This is a genomic window from Niameybacter massiliensis, assembly GCF_001282685.1.
Classification (GTDB): Bacteria; Bacillota; Clostridia; order Lachnospirales; family Cellulosilyticaceae; genus Holtiella; species Holtiella tumoricola.
Map to the genome: position 1 here is coordinate 3,347,457 of NZ_LN875035.1, position 23,755 is coordinate 3,371,211.

21 protein-coding genes are annotated in these 23,755 nt (G+C 33.3%); all 21 read right to left on the reverse strand.

Going from position 1 to position 23,755, the window contains the following annotated elements; translation table 11 throughout:
- Nucleotide 1: 1 nt before the first annotated feature.
- Nucleotides 2-1,141 (reverse strand): glycerate kinase family protein, encoded by a 1,140-nt coding sequence (locus tag BN2390_RS21045; protein ID WP_053986246.1) that lies wholly within the window; start codon nucleotides 1,139-1,141, stop codon nucleotides 2-4.
- Between the two features lie 111 nt (nucleotides 1,142-1,252).
- A complete protein-coding gene (locus tag BN2390_RS21050) occupies nucleotides 1,253-2,338 on the reverse strand; it encodes a CdaR family transcriptional regulator (protein ID WP_053986247.1) in 1,086 nt (361 codons plus the stop codon).
- Nucleotides 2,339-2,489: 151 nt separating this feature from the next.
- Complete coding sequence (locus BN2390_RS22335) at nucleotides 2,490-2,606, reverse strand: clostri-philic family protein (protein WP_278308279.1); 117 nt, start codon at nucleotides 2,604-2,606, stop codon at nucleotides 2,490-2,492.
- A gap of 54 nt (nucleotides 2,607-2,660) precedes the next feature.
- A complete protein-coding gene (locus tag BN2390_RS21055; protein ID WP_053986248.1) occupies nucleotides 2,661-3,413 on the reverse strand; it encodes a creatininase in 753 nt (250 codons plus the stop codon).
- Nucleotides 3,414-3,478: 65 nt separating this feature from the next.
- Nucleotides 3,479-5,002, reverse strand: coding sequence for a hypothetical protein (locus tag BN2390_RS21060; RefSeq protein WP_053986249.1), 1,524 nt, complete (start codon nucleotides 5,000-5,002; stop codon nucleotides 3,479-3,481).
- Entirely contained in the window at nucleotides 4,995-5,564 is a 570-nt protein-coding gene (locus tag BN2390_RS21065) for an RNA polymerase sigma factor (protein ID WP_053986250.1), read from the reverse strand. Before BN2390_RS21065 ends, BN2390_RS21060 begins: the two co-directional genes overlap by 8 nt.
- Before the next feature lie 312 nt (nucleotides 5,565-5,876).
- Nucleotides 5,877-7,145 carry an amidohydrolase family protein gene (locus tag BN2390_RS21070; RefSeq protein WP_082238899.1) on the reverse strand — a complete coding sequence of 423 codons (1,269 nt, stop codon included), beginning with the start codon at nucleotides 7,143-7,145 and terminating at the stop codon, nucleotides 5,877-5,879.
- 992 nt (nucleotides 7,146-8,137) lie between these two features.
- Nucleotides 8,138-9,298, reverse strand: a complete 1,161-nt coding sequence (locus tag BN2390_RS21075) for an iron-containing alcohol dehydrogenase (RefSeq protein WP_053986251.1) — start codon at nucleotides 9,296-9,298, stop codon at nucleotides 8,138-8,140.
- A gap of 104 nt (nucleotides 9,299-9,402) precedes the next feature.
- Nucleotides 9,403-9,771 (reverse strand): MerR family transcriptional regulator, encoded by a 369-nt coding sequence (locus BN2390_RS21080; RefSeq protein WP_053986252.1) that lies wholly within the window; start codon nucleotides 9,769-9,771, stop codon nucleotides 9,403-9,405.
- A gap of 124 nt (nucleotides 9,772-9,895) precedes the next feature.
- Nucleotides 9,896-10,114, reverse strand: coding sequence for a (2Fe-2S)-binding protein (locus BN2390_RS21085; RefSeq protein WP_053986253.1), 219 nt, complete (start codon nucleotides 10,112-10,114; stop codon nucleotides 9,896-9,898).
- Nucleotides 10,115-10,258: 144 nt separating this feature from the next.
- Complete coding sequence (locus BN2390_RS21090) at nucleotides 10,259-10,525, reverse strand: HPr family phosphocarrier protein (protein WP_053986254.1); 267 nt, start codon at nucleotides 10,523-10,525, stop codon at nucleotides 10,259-10,261.
- Nucleotides 10,522-11,481 (reverse strand): DNA-binding protein WhiA, encoded by a 960-nt coding sequence (gene whiA / locus BN2390_RS21095; protein ID WP_053986255.1) that lies wholly within the window; start codon nucleotides 11,479-11,481, stop codon nucleotides 10,522-10,524. Before whiA ends, BN2390_RS21090 begins: the two co-directional genes overlap by 4 nt.
- A gap of 30 nt (nucleotides 11,482-11,511) precedes the next feature.
- Nucleotides 11,512-12,477 (reverse strand): gluconeogenesis factor YvcK family protein, encoded by a 966-nt coding sequence (locus BN2390_RS21100; protein WP_053986256.1) that lies wholly within the window; start codon nucleotides 12,475-12,477, stop codon nucleotides 11,512-11,514.
- 1 nt (nucleotide 12,478) lies between these two features.
- Complete coding sequence (gene rapZ / locus BN2390_RS21105; protein WP_053986257.1) at nucleotides 12,479-13,351, reverse strand: RNase adapter RapZ; 873 nt, start codon at nucleotides 13,349-13,351, stop codon at nucleotides 12,479-12,481.
- 3 nt (nucleotides 13,352-13,354) lie between these two features.
- Complete coding sequence (murB, locus tag BN2390_RS21110; protein ID WP_053986258.1) at nucleotides 13,355-14,269, reverse strand: UDP-N-acetylmuramate dehydrogenase; 915 nt, start codon at nucleotides 14,267-14,269, stop codon at nucleotides 13,355-13,357.
- Between the two features lie 77 nt (nucleotides 14,270-14,346).
- On the reverse strand, nucleotides 14,347-17,463 hold the full coding sequence (locus BN2390_RS21115; RefSeq protein ID WP_053986259.1) for an AAA family ATPase: 3,117 nt from the start codon (nucleotides 17,461-17,463) through the stop codon (nucleotides 14,347-14,349).
- Nucleotides 17,453-18,613: an exonuclease SbcCD subunit D gene (locus BN2390_RS21120; protein WP_053986260.1), complete on the reverse strand. Its 1,161-nt coding sequence runs from the start codon at nucleotides 18,611-18,613 to the stop codon at nucleotides 17,453-17,455. Before BN2390_RS21120 ends, BN2390_RS21115 begins: the two co-directional genes overlap by 11 nt.
- A 138-nt stretch (nucleotides 18,614-18,751) precedes the next feature.
- The gene (locus BN2390_RS21125; protein WP_053986261.1) at nucleotides 18,752-20,020 is read right to left on the reverse strand and encodes an ABC transporter substrate-binding protein; all 1,269 of its coding nucleotides are present in this window, start codon (nucleotides 20,018-20,020) and stop codon (nucleotides 18,752-18,754) included.
- A gap of 3 nt (nucleotides 20,021-20,023) precedes the next feature.
- Nucleotides 20,024-22,642, reverse strand: coding sequence for a putative bifunctional diguanylate cyclase/phosphodiesterase (locus tag BN2390_RS21130; RefSeq protein WP_053986262.1), 2,619 nt, complete (start codon nucleotides 22,640-22,642; stop codon nucleotides 20,024-20,026).
- 148 nt (nucleotides 22,643-22,790) lie between these two features.
- Nucleotides 22,791-23,129: a sulfurtransferase-like selenium metabolism protein YedF gene (locus BN2390_RS22020; protein WP_242847706.1), complete on the reverse strand. Its 339-nt coding sequence runs from the start codon at nucleotides 23,127-23,129 to the stop codon at nucleotides 22,791-22,793.
- 203 nt (nucleotides 23,130-23,332) lie between these two features.
- Complete coding sequence (locus BN2390_RS21140) at nucleotides 23,333-23,701, reverse strand: hypothetical protein (RefSeq protein ID WP_242847707.1); 369 nt, start codon at nucleotides 23,699-23,701, stop codon at nucleotides 23,333-23,335.
- Nucleotides 23,702-23,755: the final 54 nt, after the last annotated feature.

Sequence of the window (23,755 nt, forward strand, 5' to 3'; positions counted from 1 at the left end):
ATTATTTATATAGTCTAATTAAATTGAAAACTTGTTCTACTGTTTTAGTCATATTTTGTTTTGCATTTTCAGGATTCATAGCATCCTCTAATGACATTGCAGCATTAACGATTGAGAAGTAAGCATCTATCCCCTCTTCATTACATTTTTTCGCTTCATTTGCTAATGCTCCTGCAAAACCTAGAACTGGTAGATTATACTTCTTAGCTAATTTAGCTACACCTATTGGAGCTTTTCCCATAGCTGTTTGATTATCCAGTCTTCCCTCTCCTGTAATAACTAAATCTGCATCTTTTAAGTCTTCTTCTAATTTAATTTCTTTAAGAATAATTTGAATACCAGATTCTAATTTCCCATTTAAGAATGCCATAAATCCAAATCCTAGTCCCCCTGCTGCTCCTGCACCAGGAACTTGTGAAAAGTCTTGTTGCTTAAATGTTTTTACAACCTCTGCAAAGTTTCGTAGACCTTGATCTAAACGTTCTACCATCTCTGGTGTTGCTCCTTTTTGAGGCCCATAAATAGCTGCTGCTCCATTTTCTCCATAAAGAGGATTATCTACATCACATGCTATTTTAAATTCACATTCTCTAAGCTCTGGTAGTACTTTGCTTGTATCAATTCCTACTATTTGTTCTAACCCTTGTCCACCTTGTCCTACTTCTTGTCCGTTAATATCTATAAATTTAAATCCTAATGCCATAAGCATGCCTATACCTGCATCATTAGTAGCACTTCCACCAATACCTACAATGAATTTTCTACATCCCTCTTCAATACATTTTCGAATAATCTCACCTACACCATAAGTTGTTGTATAAAGTGGATTTCTATCGTTCATTGGAACAAGAGGAAGTCCAGCTGCTTCTGCCATTTCAATAATAGCTGTTTCATGACCTTCTAACATACCATATCTAGCATTTACACGCTCTTTTAAAGGACCTGTTACCTCTAGTGTTTGCATACTACCACCCATTCCACTTACTAGTGCTTGCGCAGTTCCTTCTCCTCCATCTGCAAGTGGTTTGATAATGACTTGTGCCGTATGATCTATATTCAAGATACCTTGTTTAATTGCATTACCTGCTTCTATTGATGTTAAACTACCTTTTAATGAGTCAATTGCCACAACTATTTTCACGTTTGATCACTCCTTTTGTACACATTATACTATATGACAAATAAATAACTATGTTCCAAATACCAATTATAATGTATACTTACCCCCTATATCTGTTACACATAACAAATTCTATTGCATGCCTTTCATATAAATTCCTAGATAAATCCTAATAGATTGTTTAAAATTACGAGGATTAATACCTATTTTATTTTGAATCTTATCTAATCGATACTGTACTGTGTTTTTGTGAATAAAAAGACGTTCTGCTGTCTCTTTCAAAGACATATTGCATTCATAGTAACAATTTAAAAGTTCAATCTCTTCCTCTGTTAAGCTCCCTACTACTGTACTTATATATTTATCTTTTGTTGATTTTGGCAAACTTTCAAGTATAAGCTCAATATCTAGCTCACTGCTATCTACTATAAATTGCTCATTGCGCTTAGCATATTTAAGTGCTAATAATGCTGAATCATAAGCATCTTTAATATGTTCTAGTGTCTCTGGTACGCCTATCCCACAGTATATACTTCTTTGAGCATATTCATCTAACCTAGGCATGAGTTTTTTCAGCTCTGTCATTCTCTTTTTAGGGATTAAAATAATAAAATGATTAGGGTAATTGTACATATAAAGTTCCACATTATATTCACCTAAAAGTTTATAAATCCTATTTTCTATTTCTATAAAATCTGCATATTTTTTAGATGTTTCAACCACAATACACTGATATAATTCACCTGCTTTTATATGAAGTCTTTGCATCATATGCTCAATAGCTTCTTTGTTAGCGCCTTTTTCATAAATACACATATTCATCAGATGCTGAATCATTTTCTTTCTAGATTCATAATGTCCCATGATCTGTTCTTCTTTAATGAAAATTTCTGTAATCTTAGATGCTAAAAATCCATATTTCATAATTGTCTCTGGATTACCTGTAATACCTATTACCCCAAAGACCTCGTTATCTATAATAATAGGGTAATTGACACCTCTCTTAGCCCCTTCAAAATTTCTCTCGTTTTGTACCATTACCATACGTCTTGTTATTATTGCTTCATACCCAGCTTCATGAAAACTTCCTATACGTGTCTTATCTGTACTAGAAATGATGATACCTTGTTTATTTATAAAGTTAATATCTTTTTCTACAACTTGACTAATTGCATCTACAATTTGTTGTCCTAATGCTGCATCTATAGTTCCTACCATTTTATATTTCCTTTCTTCATCCATACTTACTCAAATGTCTAACTTTATTCATTATATATTTATAATTACCTATATAGGTATTATTTATTTTTAATGATTATAATAAAAGAGGATAATTCCTCTGTTAAGATGAACTATCCTCTTTTACTTACTATTTGTATGAAGTTTTTTTCTCTGGCTCTCCATGATTATTTTGTTCATCATGAAGTTTTTGTCTACGTTTTCCTTTTTGCATTGGGTTGTTAGAACCTGACTTGTTTTGATACATAGGTACACACATCCTTTCAAAGATATTATTTACCTATTACAAACTCTTTATCTATTAATTCTTAAACTCTTTATTAACAATTGATACCATACCCTTTAAAGCTTCTGCTATAATGAGTTCACCTTTTTCTTGTGAACTTGTTCTTCCAATAGATAAAAGACCAGAAGCTGGTACTAAATCTTTTGGAATTGGATAAACCTGATATGTTGGTACTTCTTCAATTTTTTCTTCAATAAGTCTGTCCATATGCACAGTTTCTGGTGCAAATTTTAAAATAAGAGAAGTCTCAGTGATTGCTGCATGTTCTAATGCCCAACCTGGGAAAGGTACTTCATCAAATACCTTATCTATTGTCTCTTGTGTAATCAGATCCCACCAACTCATCATGACAATCTTTGTCCCTTCTGGCATATGTCTACTTACTAGATCAATCGCCTCTAATAAGAAGGCCTGATTTTCAAAATGAGAGTTCACTACAGCTATTTGCTTTACACCATCACGGATGAGTTCTTCTAAAATATCTTGTACAAGTGCAATTAAAGTTGCACCATTTAAGTCAATTGTCCCTGCGAATAAAGGACCACCGCCTGAAGCTGGTTGTGATTTATAGCCATAGTTAATAGCAGGCATCACAATCCCATTTACCTCTTGTGCTAAAAGTTCTGCAAAACCTTCTGATATAATTGTATCTGTAAATAACGGTAAATGAGGCCCGTGCTGCTCTACTGAACCTACTGGTAATATTACAACATCTTTATCTTTTCTTTCATTAAATTCATACCATGTCATATGTTTCATTTGTGTCATAGTGTTTATCTCCCTATTATCTATTATTCATTTATAATTATATCAAATAATCCAAAATAATGTTGCTATCTTATCGGAATTATTGTATCTTCTATTACAATACTTTCAACTTGATTCACATCAATTAAATTGGGCAAACTTATTTCTGTCCCTCCCATTGTACTAAAGCTTATACTATAATCTGATAAAATGCTTTCATCATTACTGATTCCTACCTTATCTACTTTATTTCCTAGCTCACTAGTTGTATCTTTACTATCTTCTTCAATGATCACACCTTGCTGTACATTCAGATGCTGAGTAAACCATAAATTAAATCGTGTACTCATACTATTAGAAAATAGTCCCAACTTGCGCCCATCTTTCATCAGTAAATAACCTGATAAGTCTTTCATAAGTTCTGTATTTTTACTACCTTCTATCTTCACACCTAATGCTGATAGTTTAATTTCATTAATTTTAACTTTTAAATTGTCTTTTTCAATTATTACATTGGGTCTAATACGTTTTGTATTATGATTAGAATCTAATCTAAAGGTTACTTGCCATTTCCCATCAGATATCAAATTAAAATAATCATAGTCTACTCCCATTTCTAAGTATGGTAAGTCTGCTTCTGTTATATCTTCAAATTGGTCACTCATTTTATGCAATCCATTTGTAGTGTCCCAAGTTCCACTACCACTATTATACTCTATTTCTGCTCCCGTACGTGTATCGATTAACTTTACATGGGTTTGTAAGAGTTCTTCTCCTATTGAATCTTGATAACTTGTAATAATATGAAGTACATCATCTATAAATCTTACTTGATCTAACTTAAATTGTGGTATCTCTTCACTTATTGTCAAACCTAATCCTTGATCTATGCTATATTCTTCCCATGCTTTATCATCAGATACAACTTTTTTACTTTCTTCGTAGGCTTTATTTAAATCTAACCGGGTTGTGGTATGTCCAGCCTCCCATTTTCCAAGACATGATGCTGTTAACTCTATATCTTTTCCAGATAGCTTTTTATCTCCTGAGACTTGTATCACACTAAAAAGCTTCTTACCATCTTCAGATAAGTAGTGTTGGCTTCCCCATCCTAAGCCTCCTGACTCATTGATATGAAGTTGTATCCTTAATGGCATACTTTCTTTTTCAAATGTTTTACCATCTTGTCTTTCAAAGCTAGTTATAATAATACCTGATTTATCATCAATGACCGCTTCTTCAACCTTAAATATAATACCTTCTGCAATAAATTGCTTTTGTACACTCTGTGCTTCTTTCTCTATTAAACTAAATGATTCCCCCCACAATGTTCTAAGCTGTTCATTAGTTCCCACTGCAACTACTGTAATAGCCATAATTCCTATCAGAGCAATAAGTGGTAAGAAGTATCTTTTGCGTCCTTTTAATTTTTTCTTCTCTTCTTTCTTCTTTTCAAAGGATACTACCTGCTGCTGTGAAATACCTGCCATAGCTTTCTCTTTAATTCGAGTCAAATCTAATTGCTTACCTTCTCTCTCTTCTTCTAATTTGATATTCTCTAATAAGTCTATATCTAGCTCATCCATTAATTCGGTAATCTTCTTATTCACCAAGGCCACCCCTCTCTTTAAAAACCTTTTGCAATTTTTGTTTTCCTCTATGGAGTTTGGTTCCAACTGTAGCCACTTCCATACCTAATGCCTTTGCAATCTCTGATAATTTTTCTAGATAAAAATATCTTCTTATAAAAATTTCTCCATCAGGCTCAGGTAAACTTCTAATGACATCCATAATCAAAGCATGTTCTTCCTTGGCTAGCATTTCATTTTCTGGTATACCTTCTTCTGCTATTCCTCTATATTTAATTTCATCTTCTTCTAAAGGTAATATCACTTTACCTCCTATGGCTCTCAATTTATTAATCGTTTTATTCCTCGCCATTGCACCTAAATAACTTTTTAATGCACCTTCTCCAATATTAAGCTTGTCTTTGTTCTCCCACATTTTAATAAATACATCTGCACAAATCTCCTCCATATCTTCTTTAGTAAGACGGCTCCCAGCAACCTTTATGACTACCCTAGATATGTAAGAGGCATAACAATCTATTAATTTCTCATAATAAAATACTTGGCCTGTTTGTATGCCTTGTATCAATTCCTTTTCTTTCATAGTGCCCTCCTTTTTCTGCTTTCATTTATATAGACACTCTAACTACTCATTATTTTCCCTTTTACTTAATTTTTTATATGTTATATTTTCCCATTCTACACAAATATATAAATAGACATCCACTTTAAGCAGCATTTTAACACATTTAAACTTTAAGATACACCTTGCCAAGATATAGCAATCATTCACTTACATCTATAAAAATGTTCAAATAGGTACTACTTCCCTAGATAAAATAAAAGAGGTTAAGACATAAACCCTATCATTTGTTTATGTTTTAACCTCTCTATAAACTGTTTAATTATTCTTCTATTATACTTCTTTTCCTGCTACATATTTACCAACAATATTTCTATCATCTGCTAGATACATCATTCTTTCCACTCGTTCTTTAATACTTAATTGTAACGGTGTTTCTAAATTCTCATCATCTAGTATGACTGCATCAAATTCATAACCTGCCTCAAAACTTCCTACTTTTCCGAAGAAACTTCCACCACCTTTAGTTGCTAGGTAGAAGGCCTCTTCAAAAGTTAATGGTGCTAGGCTATTGTCTACTAAGCGCCATCTCATTTTAGACATAACAATGGCATCTTGCATAGCATAGAAAATAGAAAGCTTACTTCCTGCTGCTACATCACTTCCTAGCCCAATAGGAATATGATACTCCATATACTTACGAATTGGCGCAATGCCTGATGCAAGATTGGCATTTGACTCAGGACAATGTGCAACATACACTTGATTCTCTTTTAAAAGCTTCATTTCTTCTTCTGAACAATAAACACAGTGTGCCATAACAGTCTTACACTCTTTATCTATTAATCCATATTGATGATATACATCTGCATAACAACTACTTTGTGGAAATAGTTCTTGTACTAATTGGATTTCACCCATATTCTCTGATAGGTGAGATTGCACTGGTAGCTGATATTTTTCTTGTACATCATGTAGTTTTTCTAATAGCTCTCCCGAGCAAGATGGTACAAATCTTGGTGTAATCATTGGCTTCGTATTTTTGAATTTACTTTGAACTGTATCGATCCATTTCTCTGTTGCAATAACAGATTCTGCTGCACTACTCTCGCATAAATAATCTGGTGCATTTTGGTCCATATTGACTTTACCAACGTACGTAATAAGCCCTGTAGCTTCTAGCTGTTCCATTAATATTTCTGTACTATGTGGATGGATTGTTCCAAAGATACATGCACGCGTTGTTGTTGTTTGCTTTAAGTCGGAAGCAAATTTTTGATAAGCTTGTCGTGCATAGCCTTCATCTTCATATTTTGCTTCTTCAGGGAAGGTATAAGCATTTAGCCAATCTAAAAGCTCCTTATCCATCCCTAATCCTCTAAATGTATATTGTGGTGCATGAGTATGAAGATCTGCCATTCCAGGTATGATTATACGCTCCCCACAATCTTTTACTGGGTATGCTTTATATGCTTCAGGTATTTCTGTATAAACCCCTTCACACACATTATCCTTACAAACAACATACCCCTTCTCTAATGTAACAAGCTCAGTTGGAGATTTTGAATAACATACGCTGCCTCGTAATATAAAATTCATCATTGTTCCGCCTCCCCTTTATATGCATAAATTTTAAATAAATAAACGTTTTGATATTAACACGCCATCTTATTATACTCTGACACAAATTATATTTCACTATAAATTTACTCTTATAAAGCTTCTCCTAAAACTCTTTCATATTAAAGTATATGCATAGATTACCATAAATCTCCATCTTTTCGTTTATTCTTTTATCTCTTTTTAGTTATTTAAGGATATCGTAGATTATAGCAATTAAATATTTGGTGGAGTGAAAACTTTTAGTATATGGCGTAGTCCGGTTGGCACTACGTGTGTGCTCTCCCTTTCGCTTTTACTCAAATGGACTAAGAATGTGTAAACTCCTATTCAGTCAGAACGTGTGAAAACTCGCTAACGCTCAAACACTCACACAAAAGCCTTCCTTCATATTCATTAACACATTCTAAGTCAATTCTCAATAAAAGCTCCATGGAGGTCACCCACGCATCACCGCCCTTTTCTACTCAGTTAGGTAAGTTTTCACTTCCAGTGGACACACGGGAGAGAGGAAGAAGAGCAAAGGTCTCTTCTTTGGAGATAGAACTTTCAAGTGTTTGATAAGACTTCTTTGTCGTTTACTTTTAACCTTGGAATAATTAGGTAGCTTTTATATAAAGAGTGTTTAGATAATAAAGCGATGTAGTCTAGCTAGCCTCTGGCGGAAGGGTCTATAATGTGATGGGCTGTATGGTAAGTTATTGTATGGAAACTTTCTCCACAGACTTTTTAGAGAGGCTTAGAGAATGGAATCAAACTGGTTTTAGGGAAATGTTTGAAGAAAAGTACTCTTCTTTTCTGAGTTTTGACCGTTAGTTTGATGAAATGAACTTAGCCTCTCTTAAAAGTCGAGGACTAGAAGTTGGAATACAATAAGCTTGCCTACATGCCCTCACACTTAACCAAATATTTATTCTTTTACCCCCCCATAGAAAAAGGAGCCACATACTTCGCGGCTCCTACTTTCATTACTCTTACATTGCACCTTCTAGGATTTTACGACTTACTTCTAAAGTTACTTCTCCCGTTTCAGAAAGTTGTGTCATTCCATGTCTTTCAAGTGCATCTACAATATCATTTATACCTTCTTCAGTTATTCCATAATCACTTAAGTGTGTAGCAATACCTAAGTTTTCAAAGAAATCACGTGTTCTCTTAATAGCTTGGTCAATACGGGTATCTATCTCACCTTCACTAATACCCCATACACGTTCTGCATATTGAAGTAATTTAGCTTGTTTTTGTTCTCTTCGTACATTCCAAATAGAAGGTTGAAGGATTGCTAGCGTTTTGGCATGGTCAATGCCATATAGTGCAGTGATTTCATGACCTATTGAGTGTGTTGTCCAGTCTTGTGGTACACCTGCTCCAATAAGCCCGTTGAGTGCCATTGTTGCACACCATACAAGGTTTGCCCTCGCATCATAATCTGTTGGATTATCAATTGTTGTTTTTCCAATCTCGATAAGTGTTTGTAGTATCCCCTCTGCTGTACGATCCTGGAACCTAGCCTCTGATGGTAATGTTACATATTGCTCTACTGTATGAATAAAAGTATCTACAATCCCATTCGCCACCTGTGTTTCTGGTAATGTATAAGTCAGTTCTGGATCTAAAATTGAGAATACTGGGAAAGCTTTTGGACTAAAAATAGCAAGCTTACCTAGTCTTGAGGTAATAACCCCTCCATTATTCATTTCTGAACCTGTTGCTGGTAATGTTACAACTGTTCCTATTGGTAAACATGGAGCCACTTCTGCTGGTACTGTCCCATAGCTAAACAGTTCTTCTTTATTCTCGCCTTCATAAGTCGAAGCAATAGATACAAATTTAGTTCCATCCATTACAGAGCCGCCACCTACAGCAAGTAAGAAATTAATCTTTTCTTGTTTAACTATTTCTACTGCCTTCATCAATGTATCATATTGTGGATTAGGTTCAATCCCACCAAATTCAAAAATTTGGCGTCCTTCTAAATAAGTTTTTACTTGGTCTAAGGTACCAAAGCGTTTAACGCTTCCACCACCATAAAGAATAAGTACTTTAGCATCTTGTGGAACTTGCTTTGAAAGTTCTTTTAAGGTGTCTTTACCAAAAATAATATGTGTAGGGTTATGAAATTCAAAATTTAACATAAATAAGTATCTCCTTTTTTCTTAATCTCTTCTTTTACCTTACACCTTATAGTTCACTCTAAGTCAATGCTTTTATACAAACATATATTAAAATATATACTTATCTATTCACATTCTTTAGTTTTACCATCATACCATTCTATTTTTTTATCTATCTTACGAACACTTCTTTGAATAATTTCCATCTGTTCTTGCAATTGCCTCTTATGTGCATTTAAAATCTGTTTTCTTTGAGGTATTGTATGTTCCCCTTCCATACTTAACTCAACAATATAATGAATATCAGCAATAGACATACCTGTCTCCTTTAGACATTTTATTAGCTCAATCCAAAAGATATCATCTTCTTGATATATTCTAATTCCTTGTCCATTTTTCTGAATACCTGGCAGAAGACCTTCCTTTTCATAATAACGTAATGTATATGTACTAAGCCCTACTCTTTCAGCTACTTTACCAATTGTATATGCCATCTCTTACTCACTCCAATTTAATCATTCTTTCTATTAGTATATCATCAAATAAGATCATATATATAGTTCTTCACTTAAATAGTATTACTCCTACTCTAACTTAATAAACAAAAAACAGAGTGGATTAATTCCACTCTGTTCCAAACTCAGCAATAAGATCTTCAATTTTACCTTTACATCTAAAGCCTTTACATCCACCTTTAGTTGCTCCTGTATCTTCTGCTACAGCTTCTACTGTTTTATTGCCATTTCTAATACTATTTTTAATTGATTCCTTTGTAATTCCACGACATACACATACTTTTTCTAATTTATCTTTAACATCTTGGTTTAATTGTTCCATGAGTTATACCTCCAGTAATTAATAATAATTATCTTTTAATATATTATATTATATCTATTCTTATTTGTCTATATACCTTAAGCAAACTCTGCAACAAATTTTTTCACAAAAAAAGGAGGGGTTTCTTCAACACCTCCTCATTTATTATTCACCTATTTCTTCAGTTGTTAAGAACTTATTTAAAGCTTCTAAAGCTGCTTGTTCATCTTCACCATCTACTACAAGCTCAATAGCAGCACCTTTTATAGTACCTAAAGACATCATACCCATAATACTTTTTGCATTAACATTTTTTTCATCTACTACTACAGCAATGTGGCTTTCAAATTTACTAGCAATTTGTACAAATAATGCAGCTTGTCTTGCTTCTAAACCATTTTTAAGACCTACAGTTACTTTTTCCTTAATCATTTAATCTTTCCTCCTCTTTGTTCCCTTATTTGATCTGCAATTTCACTCAATTTTTTTAGTCTATGATTTACTCCTGACTTCCCTACAGGTGGTGACAGAAGCTCTCCTAGCTCTTTAAGCGTTGCACTTGAATACTCTAATCTAAATCTTGCAATTTGCTCAAGGTTTTCTGGAAGTGCAGATAAGCCAATAGTATCTCTTAAATACTCAATGTCTTGAACTTGTCTTACTGCTGCCGATACAGTTTTTTTAAGATTGGCTGTCTCACAGTTGACCAACCTATTAACATTGTTACGTACTTCCTTTACAATCCTTATATTTTCTAATTGCATTAGAGCAATGTGTGCTCCTATAACGTTAAGCAAATCTACAATCTGTGCCCCTTCTTTCAAGTATACCACATAACTGCCTTTTCGGGTCACTATTTTAGCATCCATTTCTAAGTGATTCATTGTAGTCTGTAAATATTCTGCATTCTCATGATACAATGTTACAAATTCGAAATGATAGCCTTTTTCAGGATCACTTACTGAGCCTCCGCCTAAAAAAGACCCTCTAAGATAAGCCCTTTTACAACATATGCTTTGAACCATCATATAATCCATGTGTTGCCTTAACACTGGGAGGTTGCCTTCATATTTCAGAATTGTTGTAGCGAGAAGAATCTTCTCTGCATCCTTAGAGTCCATGGTTTTCAGAAGATAGGTTTGTCTACTTTTATTTTTATGCGTAATTAAAATAACTTCAGTATTAATATTAAAAGTTTTTTTAATCATTGTAAAGTATTTTCTAGCAATAGCTTCATTTTCTGTATGAATCCGAATGCTAAAAGTACCTCTTTCGAACTCTATTTTCCCTGCCATTAAAAGAAAAGCTCCGATTTCAGCAATCATACAGTGCCTTGCTTCTCCTGTAATTTCAGTAAGTTCTTTACGTACATCTGCAGAAAAAGACATTTTGTCACCTCTTTAGATACTGTTTATTATTTAAACATCATTAAAAATATATTCGGCTAACTTATCTTGATTGTGTCTAATATATTGTTTTTCATGATTAATACGTACAAGCGGTGCTTCAATACGCTTTTTAGCCTGCCAAATTGGATGTTCTGCATCGAAGTGTAACATGTGTGCGCCATCTTCAATGTATTTTTTCAAATATTCCTCTGGAATATTCTCGTTATTTACAATAACTGTATTAATTGTACCTTTACCTATGAATTTTTCAAGTTCTTCAACATGATCCTCTACTGTAAATCCTGTTGTTTCACCTGGTTGGCTCATCATATTAGCAATATATATCTTACGAGCCTTTGAATTTCTAATTGCATTGGCAACTTCTTCTATTAATAAGTTAGGTACAATACTTGTATATAAGCTACCTGGACCAAGAAGGAGGATTTCTGCTTCTTCAATCGCTTCTATTACTTCTTCTGCTGGTTGTGGATTTTTAGGTTCTAATCTTATATCTGTAATCATTTTATGATGTGCCTTACTATATTCAACAATCTGAGTTTCACCTTCTACACAATCACCATTTTCAAATGTTGCATAGAGTTGTACATTTTCTAATGTAACTGGCAATACTTTTCCTGTTATAGCCAGTACCTTACTGGTTACTTGCACTGCTTTTTCGAAGTTTCCACTTAAATCTGCAAGTGCCGCCAAGAATAGATTTCCAAAGTTTTGCCCTTTTAATGTTCCATCTTTAAATCTATATTGCAAAAGTTCTTTCATAATAGGTTCTGTATTTGCAAGTGCTACTAGGCAGTTACGAATATCCCCTGGTGGAACCATATTCATTTCTTCTCTTAAGATGCCAGAACCCCCACCATTATCAGATACTGTTACTATTGCAGTAACATCTGATGTATGCTTTTTAATACCTCTAAGCATAGTTGATAAACCTGTTCCGCCACCTATAGCAACTACTTTCAAGGAACTTTTATTCATGTTATTTACCTCGTTTACTATCTTTATCTATATCTCTATGCTGAACGGTTACTGCATTACCACTATTTTTTAAATATTGATAAAGTGCATTTCCTAGTACGACAGAACGATGCTTTCCGCCTGTACAGCCGATCCCAATCACCAATTGATTTTTGCCTTCTTTTGTATAGTGTGGAATGAGGAAGTCTACCATATCCTTTAGTTTATCTAAAAATGTAGTTGTTACCTCATATTGCATAACATAGTCTTGTATTTCTTTCTCATTTCCTGTAAGTGGTCTTAGTTCAGGTATATAATATGGATTTGGAATAAATCTAACATCAAATACTAAGTCCGCATCAATAGGTACACCATATTTAAATCCAAATACTAAAATAGTAATCATTAAATTTTTAAAATCATTTTTTTCAATAACTATATCGTGCAACACATCTTTTACATCCTTAGCTAAAAGATGTGTTGTATCGATAATATAATCTGATTTATCTTTAACCTCTGTTAAAATTGCTCTTTCTTTCTCAATGCCTTCTTGAATACGCTCGTTACGTGCAAGGGGATGAAGTCTACGTGTTTCTTTATAGCGTTTAACAAGTTCTTCATCAGCACAGTCAAAAAATATAATTTTGTATTCATATCCAGCTAATTTAAGTTCTTTTAAACTTGTAAATAAATCATCAAACAAAATACCGCCTCTAATATCTATGCCTAATACAACTTTATCATATTGTTGCTTCTTATCTACAATCAAACTAACAAAGTTAGGTATAAGCATAGGTGGCAAATTATCTACACAATAATATCCCATATCTTCAAAACAATTGATTGCGGTACTTTTACCTGCCCCTGACATTCCCGTAACGATAATGAATTCCATGCTTTATTTTTCTCCTATCACTTTGACCTCAGTCTCAAGTTGTACATTAAACTTCTCTTTCACACACTTTTGTACATTTTCGATTAAAGTCTTAATATCTTCATAAGTGGCACCGCCTGTATTAATAACAAATCCACAGTGTTTTTCTGATACTTGTGCACCACCTACTTGGTATCCTCTTAAGTCACTATCCATAATCAGCTTCCCTGCAAAGTGGCCTTCTGGTCTTTTAAAGGTACTTCCTGCACTTGGATACTCTAATGGTTGTTTATCTCTTCTTCGTTGCATCAAGTCTTTCATTTTAGCCTTAATTGCATCTTGGTCACCTGATTCAAGCTTAATAGTTGCCTTTACTACAGTGTAACCCTTTTCACCTACAATACTCGTACGGTATCCAAGTTTTAATTCCTCTAGGCTAAGTGTTTTAAGTACCCCATTTTCATCAATGATTGTAGCTTCTACTAAGACACCTTTCATCTCACCATCATAAGCACCTGCATTCATTGTAACTGCTCCACCTAGTGTGCCTGGAATACCATGAGCAAATTCAAATCCTGTTAAACTATGATCATATGCACTATTTGCAATGCGAGAGAGCAATGCACCTGCATAAGCTGTAATACAATTACCTTTTACTTCTATATCACTTAATGCTTTATATACTTCAATAATAACGCCTCTATATCCCTTATCTGTAACAAGTAAATTACTTCCATTTCCAATTACATAATAAGGTATTTGTTCTTGCTTACATACTTTTATAGCATGCATCAATTCTTCTTCTGTTTGAGGCACAACATATAAATCTGCTGGGCCACCTATTTTGAAGGTCGTATGTTGATTCATCCATTCATTTTCTAATATAAATGTTTTATTTATCTTCTGTGCTAATAAATGGATGATATTCGTTTTATTCATTTATTTCACTCCTTGACTGCCGCTATCTTCGTTATTATTATAATATACATTATTTTATAGGGTAATGATAGTATTTTTTATAACTTGAAAGTGGCCGTGCTTCCTTTGTGAGTGCTTACAATTTCAAGGCGTGCTGGGATTTGCTCCCTTAGTTCTTTAACGTGTGAAATGATCCCTACCAAGCGTCCTGTATCTTGTAAATTCAGAAGTGTTTTGATAGCTAATTCTAGAGCTTCTTCATCTAGTGTTCCAAATCCCTCATCAATAAACATGGTATCTAAGCTAGATGCCCCAGCAAGTCTTGATATGACATCTGCAAGTCCCAGTGCTAAGGCTAAAGCTGCCATAAAGCTTTCTCCACCGGACAATGTATTGACCGGTCTTGTTTGCCCTACATAATGGTCAATAACTGCTATATCTAATCCTGCTTGTGCATTTTTACGACGTAAGTCATCTGTACGATAAAGCTCATATCTAGATGTAGTCATTGGTCTTAATTTTTGATTTGCACTTTCTAAGACTTCATCAAATATACTACTTTGAATATAACGTTCAAAAGAAAGCCCTTTACTATTCTTTCCTTTTGCCATAGCAGTCATTGTACCTATAACATGTTGTTTACGTGCAACTTCTTCGCTTTCTTCATAAAGCTTTTCTATTCCTGTTTGTACTTCTTCGTAAAGTTTGAGCTGTCTAGTCAGCTCTACTATTGCTAGTTGTAGTTCTTCTTTCTTGTTAGTTAATTGTTCAAATTCTACTTTTACAGTTTCAAAATCTTCTAATTTAAAGCCTTGCGCTTGTGCTTCTAGCATTTCCTTTTTACTATTTAATATAGCTGTTTGTTGTTCATAAGATGCTATTTGTTGCTTTAAATTTTCTAGATGAACAACCTCTCCCTTCAATGCTTGATAGCTTTCTAAATCTAAGATATTTGAATGCTCCAATGCATCCTTAAATCGTTTATGTGCATCTTCTAAGCCATTTTCTTGTTCCGCTAAGTAAAGATTTTTTTGTTCTAATGTTCCTTTTAGAAGTGAAAGCTTCTCTTTTGTCTCCTGAAGCTTTTGTTGTAAAAGCTTATAGTTATTCTCATACTGAGCTTGGATAGACTTTAGAGTTTGAATAGATTCTAAGAGTGCTTCTTTTGATCTAAGATCTTGTGGTACTTCTTTCTTAATTTCTTCTAATTTACTTTTGTCTTTTTCTATTTCAATTTGATCATTGTGATACTTCTCTTTAATAGATTCTAATGTTGTCTGTAATGTTTCTTGTTCTTTCTTATCAGAAGCTAATTTAAGTTCTAACTGCTGAAGTTGTTTGATTTTGACTTTAGCTTCTTCAAGTGTTTTTTGAAGGTTTTCTTTATACTCTACAGTAATATTTTCTACAGATACACTCATTTGTATTTCATAATTTTTAAGCTTACTCTCAATTACAGTAATATCTTCTTGTATGCTCTTGCCTCGTGTAAGAATACCATTTTGCTCTTCTTCCTTCTTACTCATTTGTGTAAGTAATTGATTTTTTATGGCTTCTATTCTTTTGATATCTTCCATAGTCACTTCATTCTGAAGTTTAACTGCTTTACGAGGATGCTCCATACTTCCGCATACTGGACAAGGAGTATTGTCCTCTAACTTTTCTGCTAGTATACCTGCTTGTCCGCTCATCCACTGTTCTACATAAAGATCATGTTCTTGTTGCTTAGCTAGTTCTTGTAGCTTAAGTGCTTTAATTTCTCCACCAAGTACTTTGTACTGCCCTAGAAGTTGTAAGCGCTCTTCTTGTTTACGTGCTTGTTCCTTCTTAAAATCAAGAATATAGTCTACTTGTTGTAAATTCACCTGTGTGTCTGAAATGATTTTATTAAATACTTCTTTTTCTTTTAACTGCTCTTCTATTACTTTAATTTGTTGCTCTTTGGCAGTGAATGCCTCTACTAACTGTTCCTTTTTAGCATTAAAAGCTACTATATCTGCTTCTTTTTTGAGAATATCTTGTTGAAGTTGGTCTAGTGCATCCATCTTAGGTACATATCCTTCTAACTTAATAATATGCCCTTTTTGTGTTTCTATTTCCTCATGTTTAGCTTCATATTCTTTTTGAGTGTTCTCTAACTGTCCTAGTTGTTCATTTAGTACTTGTTGCTCTGACTGAAGTGTTATAAGTGCTTCTTTTGTCTTTGCTACCCCTTCTTTAAACTTATTTCCTTCTTTTTCTATGGTTACAAGTGGAACAACTTGTTCTAGTTTGCTTACTTGTTCTTGATGAGTTTTTATTGTCTCTTTTTCCTCTAAATGAATCTTTAACGCTTCTTGTAGCTGTTCTAATTGCTTGAATGCTGCGTATTTTTCATTTTGTATAAGTAGAGATTGTTGAGCTTTATCCAAAGCTACTTTAATATCTGTTGCCTGTGTATTAGACTCATCTAGCTGTACGGAGTATTGTTCATTTAACTCTGTCAAAATACGGCTAACCTCTGGTGCATTTTTTAGAATTTTTGTTTCTAGATAAAACTTAAGCTCTTCATGCTCTATTTCTTTCAGGTTACTCATAAATATTTCATACTGAACGTTCTTAGCTTTCATTTGTTCATTTAATTTGCTACTACGTTCTTCTAGCTTTTTCTCAACACTTTGATAGATGCCTGTCTCAAAAATGTCTTGGAGAATCTTTTGTCTCGCTTTACTATCTGCAGTTAAAAGTTCTCTAAATTTATTTTGTGCAATCATAATCACTTGTCTGAATTGATCAATGTTAAAGACAAGTAGTTCCTCTATTCTACGATCTACTTCTTGAAGTCTTGCTGCTACAAGTTTATATTCGTCATCTTCTTTTTTATAGAGTAATGCTTTACCTTCTTCTACAGTGAAGCCTTCTCCTCTTTTCTTAGGACGTTCAAAACGAGGAGATCTAATAACTTTATATTCATCCCCTTTTAATAGGAAGGTTAACGTAACCTCTGCCGGCTCGTCTGAAGCTGCAAACTTACTTCTCATACTTTCAGCAGTTCTCTCACCACCATTGGTTTGTCCATAAAGTGCATAGCAAATAGCATCTAAAATGGTTGTCTTCCCTGACCCTGTTGGCCCATGAATAAGGAACATATTTGTATCTTCAAGTAATGTAAAATCTATTGTTTCGGTACCTCCATAAGGACCAAATGCACGCATGGTTAATATCTTAGGCCTCATTTTTCCCCTCCTCAATCTCACGAATCACTTGATTCATATAATCTACTTCATCGTCACTTAAATCTACTTCTCCAACGTAACTCATAAAATCTGTAAATAACTCTGTTAAGGATTTTTTCTTCTGAGCCTCAAACTCACTTTGTCTTTCTACTTGTTCACCTTGCTTTGTTTTCACAGATACAAATTCAGCACCTAGTATAAAAGGATAAACTTGACGTAATACACCTACTACATCTTCTACAGGTTTACCTTCTACTTTTGCATAGACATAATCTTGTCTATTAATCTCTGGAAGTTCTGCTGCTGTCTTTATAAGTGCTTCTAATGGACCTTGAATCACTTTTAAATCCCTCTTAGGCGGTAAACTTATTTCTTCTATTTTATCTAATCCATCTTTTGTAACATCTAACTTTACAAAGCCTTTGCGTTGATTTGCCTCAGATACTGAATACTTGAGTAAAGAACCGCTGTATCTAATCGTTTCTGTGCCTACTTTTTGTGGGTTGTGTAAATGACCTAATGCAGTATAGGTAAAAGGTTTAAAACAATCTGCTCCAACCATTTCTGCTGTTCCAACTGCACAAAGTCTGCGTTCAGAATCAGATAAGTCTCCCCCTGCTACGAAAGCATGTACAACTAAAATAGTTGGTACTTCTCTTTTTTCTTTTAGAATCTCTCCTGTTAAATAGCGCATGGCTTCATCATGTCTTTTAATAGATTCATCTCCTGCGATTTCTCGTACTTTAGCAGGTTCCATATATGGAATGAGATAAAGATCAACTTCCTCATCTTTGCTTAAAGTTACCTTGTGATAACCTTTTTCACATTCTCCTATAATATATAAATGCTTACTTGCAAAAAGTTCACTACCAAAGTGTAGACGTGTATTACTATCATGATTTCCTGCTATGATGACTGTTGGCAGTTCCATTTCACCAATTACTTTACTAATAAAATAATTAAACAGTGCTACTGCTTCTTCATTAGGTAACGCTTTATCATAAACATCACCAGCTATAATAAGTAGTTCAATATTTTCTTCTTGAATATATGCTATCATTTGCTCTAACATAAAACTTTGGTCTTCAATCAAGCTATATCCATGCAAAGTTCTTCCTAGATGCCAATCTGATGTATGTAATATCTTCATATCTCTCACCTCTCAAATCTTATTATAATTTATCAATTAATCTTATGTTCAGTTTTGTCTGGTTTTATTAATAGTATACTATTTTTCAGGGTGGCTTTACAGTAAAAAAGGAGCTAGCTTACCGCTAGCCCCTTCTGTCTACTCTTTTAAAATCTCTATTTGATCTTTGAGTTGTGTATTTATTTGTGTTTCTATATTTTCCATAATGACTTTACTATTTAGTCCTGCATTTAATCCTCTTATAAGCTGTTGATTAATAATATTAAATGCACTTTCATCCAATGGCGTGATATTAACATACTCACATTCTCTAGCTAAGTCTGAATATAAACGCTGCTCATTTTGCCCTCCTAAGAAAGCATTTTCTCCAGCTGCTTTACTAAATATTTCTTGCTTTGGTAAATAACACGGAACGCTATTTCTTACTATAGGCATTAAATCCCCAAATATATATTCTTCAATAAACTCCCATGCAAGTTCCTTATTATTACTATTAGATGGAATAGCCATCAGAGTACCATTACTAATAGCATTCGTATTAAATGGCAACTCTGCTACACGCCATAGGCCTGCCTGTTCCGGTACCCATTCCTCTATTTGACTACTTCCCCAAGTCCCTAAATAAAGCATGGCCATTTGATTGTTACGTATTAATTCTTGTCCTTCTTCTAACCAAATATCCTTATAAGATACAAGCCCTTTATCTACAAAGGATCTACATAATTCTATTCCTTCAACAAATTGTTTAGAATTCATAACAAAGTTGTATTCTTTATCAAAATAGGGCATAGAGGACATCATAACCCCTAATGGATCTAATGCCCATTGAGTCATATAAATGCCCTCTCTTTTCAGTGTTTCTGCTATTTTTAAATAATGAGCTGGCTCTACTAGATACTCTGCTAAAGCTTGTGGTTCATCTGGGAAGCCATATGCCTTCATAATATCTGCTCGGTAAAACATTACTTTAGGAGCATTTGCCATCATAACTGCAATCATTTTCTCGTCACTAAAATCAAGTCCTGCCCCCCATGCTCCTGTATCAAAATCTTGTTGGTACTTTCCTATATTATAAGGTTCACTCTGTAAGTCTTCAAAAGCATCTACCGTATTAAACTGTCCCATTTGTAGGCTATCTAATATAAGTATATCAGGTCCTTCTTCATTACTTAATCCATCTAAATATGCATCTACATATTCATTATTTGCAAATACTTTAACCTCTATCTCAATGTCTTTTGCATAATTCTTTTTAAATTGCTCTGCTACACTTTCCCACCCCTCATAGTAGCTCCAAATTTCTAATTTATTATCACTAGTGATTTCATACTCTTGCTCTTCATGTAATGCTGAGCATCCTGTTAAGAGTAATAACACTATGCCTATCACTAAACTAAATTTCTTCATTATTTACTCCCCCCTATTACTTAAAATTTCACTAATTCTGCCTAGTGGAGAAGGCTCACAAATAACTCTTCCTTGTACACTATTGCATCCTACGGATTTTAAGTATGCTAATTCTCCCTCTGTTTCTACACCTTCTGCTATTGTTGTCATACCTAATTTACTTGTAATTTGAACAATAAGCTCTACTAATGTTTGTTTTCTTTTATCATAATCTATTCCCTTAATAAGTTCATGATCTACTTTTAACTGTTTTACAGGTAAATCTATTAGTTGACTAATTGAGCTATGAGTTTTACCAAAGTCATCTAATATCACCTTAATTCCTAAGCTGTATAACTCCCCTATCACCTTACCCATACTTTCTGCTTGTTCAATAACACTACTTTCTGCAATTTCGATTAAAATATCTTCTGGAGTTACCTCTTCTTGTTCTATAATCGTTAAAAGTGCTATGATGAATGGCTTCTGTCTAAAATACTTCTCAGATATATTAATGGATACAGGGAGGACCTTTTTCCCCTCTAGCTTCCACATTTTAATTTGCCTACAAACATTTTGAATAACCCACTGATCTAATTCCATCATAAAACCTAATTCTTCAGCTATAGGAATAAATACTTGTGGAGATACTTGTCCTAAATATTTATTGTTCCAACGTAATAATGCTTCAAGATTAATAATCTCTTTTGTATGAATATCATAGACTGGTTGATAATACATTTCAAACTCGTTATTGTTGATTGCATCACGAATGCTTTTTTCAATGGTAGTTCTTTTAATATATTCTAATTTAATAGATTCATTAAATACTTCTAAAGGTGTATTCCCTATCTCTTTACTTCTATACATAGCCATATCTGCATATTTAATAGCTGTATCTACATCATTTGTATGATAAGGGTATATGCTCATGCCTATACTTCCCTTCACCTGCATACACACTCCATCTATAATAAATGAACTCTCAAATACTCTAACAATGCACTCACCTATAACTTGAATTTGCTCTAACGTATCTTGTTGCGTTAATACAACAAATTCATCCCCTCCTAATCGATAGGCTTTACAGCCTTGTTCATCCTCTAATATTTTTAACCGCTCAGCTACTTCTATTAAAAGCTTATCGCCTTTTTCATGTCCTAAAGTATCATTAATTTGTTTAAACTGGTTAATGTCTAATAAGAAAACACCTGTAAGCTTTGAATCATAATAAGCGTACTCTCTAATATCATTTAAATCTCTTCTCATTTTGAGGCGATTTCCGATGTGGGTTAATGTATCTAAAAAAACAATCTCTTGTAGTCTTTGTTGTGAATTACTAAGTTCCTCATTTAATAGCTTAGTACTTTCAAACATTTCTTTAAGTTTAAAAGCAGCTTTATAAAAGTTATTTTGTAAAAGGCCTATTTCAACTGTACAACTTTCCTTCCATTTAATTTGTTCCAAATCATAGAGCTGATCTGGCAAGTTTTTAGTTGCCTCTTCTAACTGTGTAATACTTCTAAAAATAACTACTTCCAGTAATGCTACTACCCCAATAATCATTCCCCATAATATAAGTAGAAGTTTTAATCCATCTAAAGCTATGTGTAGGTCATTTACTAAAAAATCATTCTTATAAATTAGCACATACATATGCATATCAGGATTAACCATATATTGATGAACAATATAAAATTGATTCATAAACTGGTTAACTACTCCCATTTTACTGTCTATGCTAGGAATAACCCGATAGAATTCATCATCTATTTCTTCTATATTCTTAATATCTTTTATATCAAATTTGTTTTTAATCTTATATTTATCGTTAGTGGTAACTAATATTTTATGTTGCTCATTAGTCAAAATAATGTCTGCCATTTCTCCAGTTAATTTAGCATCCATTAGACTTTTAAGTTTCTCTCTATAAACTACATCATATAATATAAACTTTTGCTTCTCTCTGCTTTTCCAACTATTCACTTCTTTTTGAATCACTTGAAATGCACCATGAGAATAACTTTCTATTTGCTTTAAGGCTAATTGTTCATTCTTCCTTGCATTCACATAAATGCTACATAAAATGGGTAATGTGACCATAATAAGCGCTGTATGAAATAAAAATTGTCTTAATCTAATTTTATGTATTTTATCCTTTTTAAATATATCTAAAAATACAGGTGTGTACTGATAAAGTACTTCTCCTATTAAAATAGCAATAATACTATTTACTGCATGTATTATACAAACAAAACTAATATATTGCTGATTGTAGCTATCTTTTACCAATATAAGTGCTAGATAACATAATGGTAATTTAACAAAAAAACTTAGTATGCCGTCTACTAATACTAGATTACTCTTATCATTACGCTTTATGGCCCAACTTAGGACAACTGCCTCTAGCAAAAAAAATATATCTACTAAGTGTCCACTAAATACTGTTGTACTAATTGCATAAATAAGTGCTAAGGAAATTAAAACCATATGCGTTGAATACTGCCTGATCAAAAATACTATAATGATTCCAGTAAACGATAGTTTAATTCCTATAACGTATTCTATATGTAAACTTTGTATGAGTATACCTACTACAATAAATATAAGCCATCTAATTCCTTGTCTTATCTTATTCTCCATATTTGCCTCCATAATCCAACTCTTATATTTATTATACCAGAGTATATAACATTCTCCATATTATTACGAAATTTTGACAATATTTTAGTATATTTAACAAGATAAGAAGGTATTAGATAAATCTTTTTAGGATTTATCTAATACCTTCTTATAATGTAATAACCGTATTCGTATTAAGTACTATATCTGCAATCTCATTCATATCCGTAATTCGTCCAACTGTTAGCGAATGTTGACCACATACTTTATAGACGCAGGTACCACAAGCCAATAGTTCTACACCTTGCATCTCGAGTGCCTCTAATATGTCCATATATCTTGAACCTTGTGCCAAAAGCTTAACTCCTGAATTATAAAAAATAATAATATCTGGTTTTGTTAAGCTAGCTAAAATTTTCCTTAAAAATACGCCAAGTAAAGTTTGCCCAACACCATCATCACCTTTACCTAGCGATTCACTATTAATAATAACAACTTTTTGATACACTCCTATTTCCTCCCTTTTCTCCATATTAATCAATTTCTAGCCTACATAGTATATTCTAGCTGACTGAAGAAATTGTTATCTAATCTCCTCATCTTACTTGCTTCATCTTACAAAAAATGAAGTATTATAGATGCTGATTATCAGATAAATCTCTCTTTATTGATATAATATGCAAGAGAAACCTAGAAGTGTATCTTTATAAACTAATTATCTTTTTTAGCTTTTTTTGCAAAGTAAATAATTTCTAATACTCCAGCTGCAATTGTTGCTGTTAAGAATACAATATTAGTGATAAATCCTGCAATTGCAATCCCTTTACTACGTTTGTTTTTCATGCCTACAGCGCCTAGTACTGTTCCTACAATTGTAACCGGTAAACCAATAAGTGGAATAATCCACGCTACTGATCCAATAATCCCTAAAATAAATGATGTCCATGCATTAGGATTTGGTCTTGGTACTGGTACAATATTAGGTACCATTTCTGCACAGCTATCTGTGTCATTCTCATCTGCTATATACTCTTTTGTGTAGAATTCAATTTCTTCATTATTCATTTGTTTCTTTTTCATCCTTACGCCCTCCTTTGTATTGGTGTATCTATTGTTTTCATTATAAATTAATCT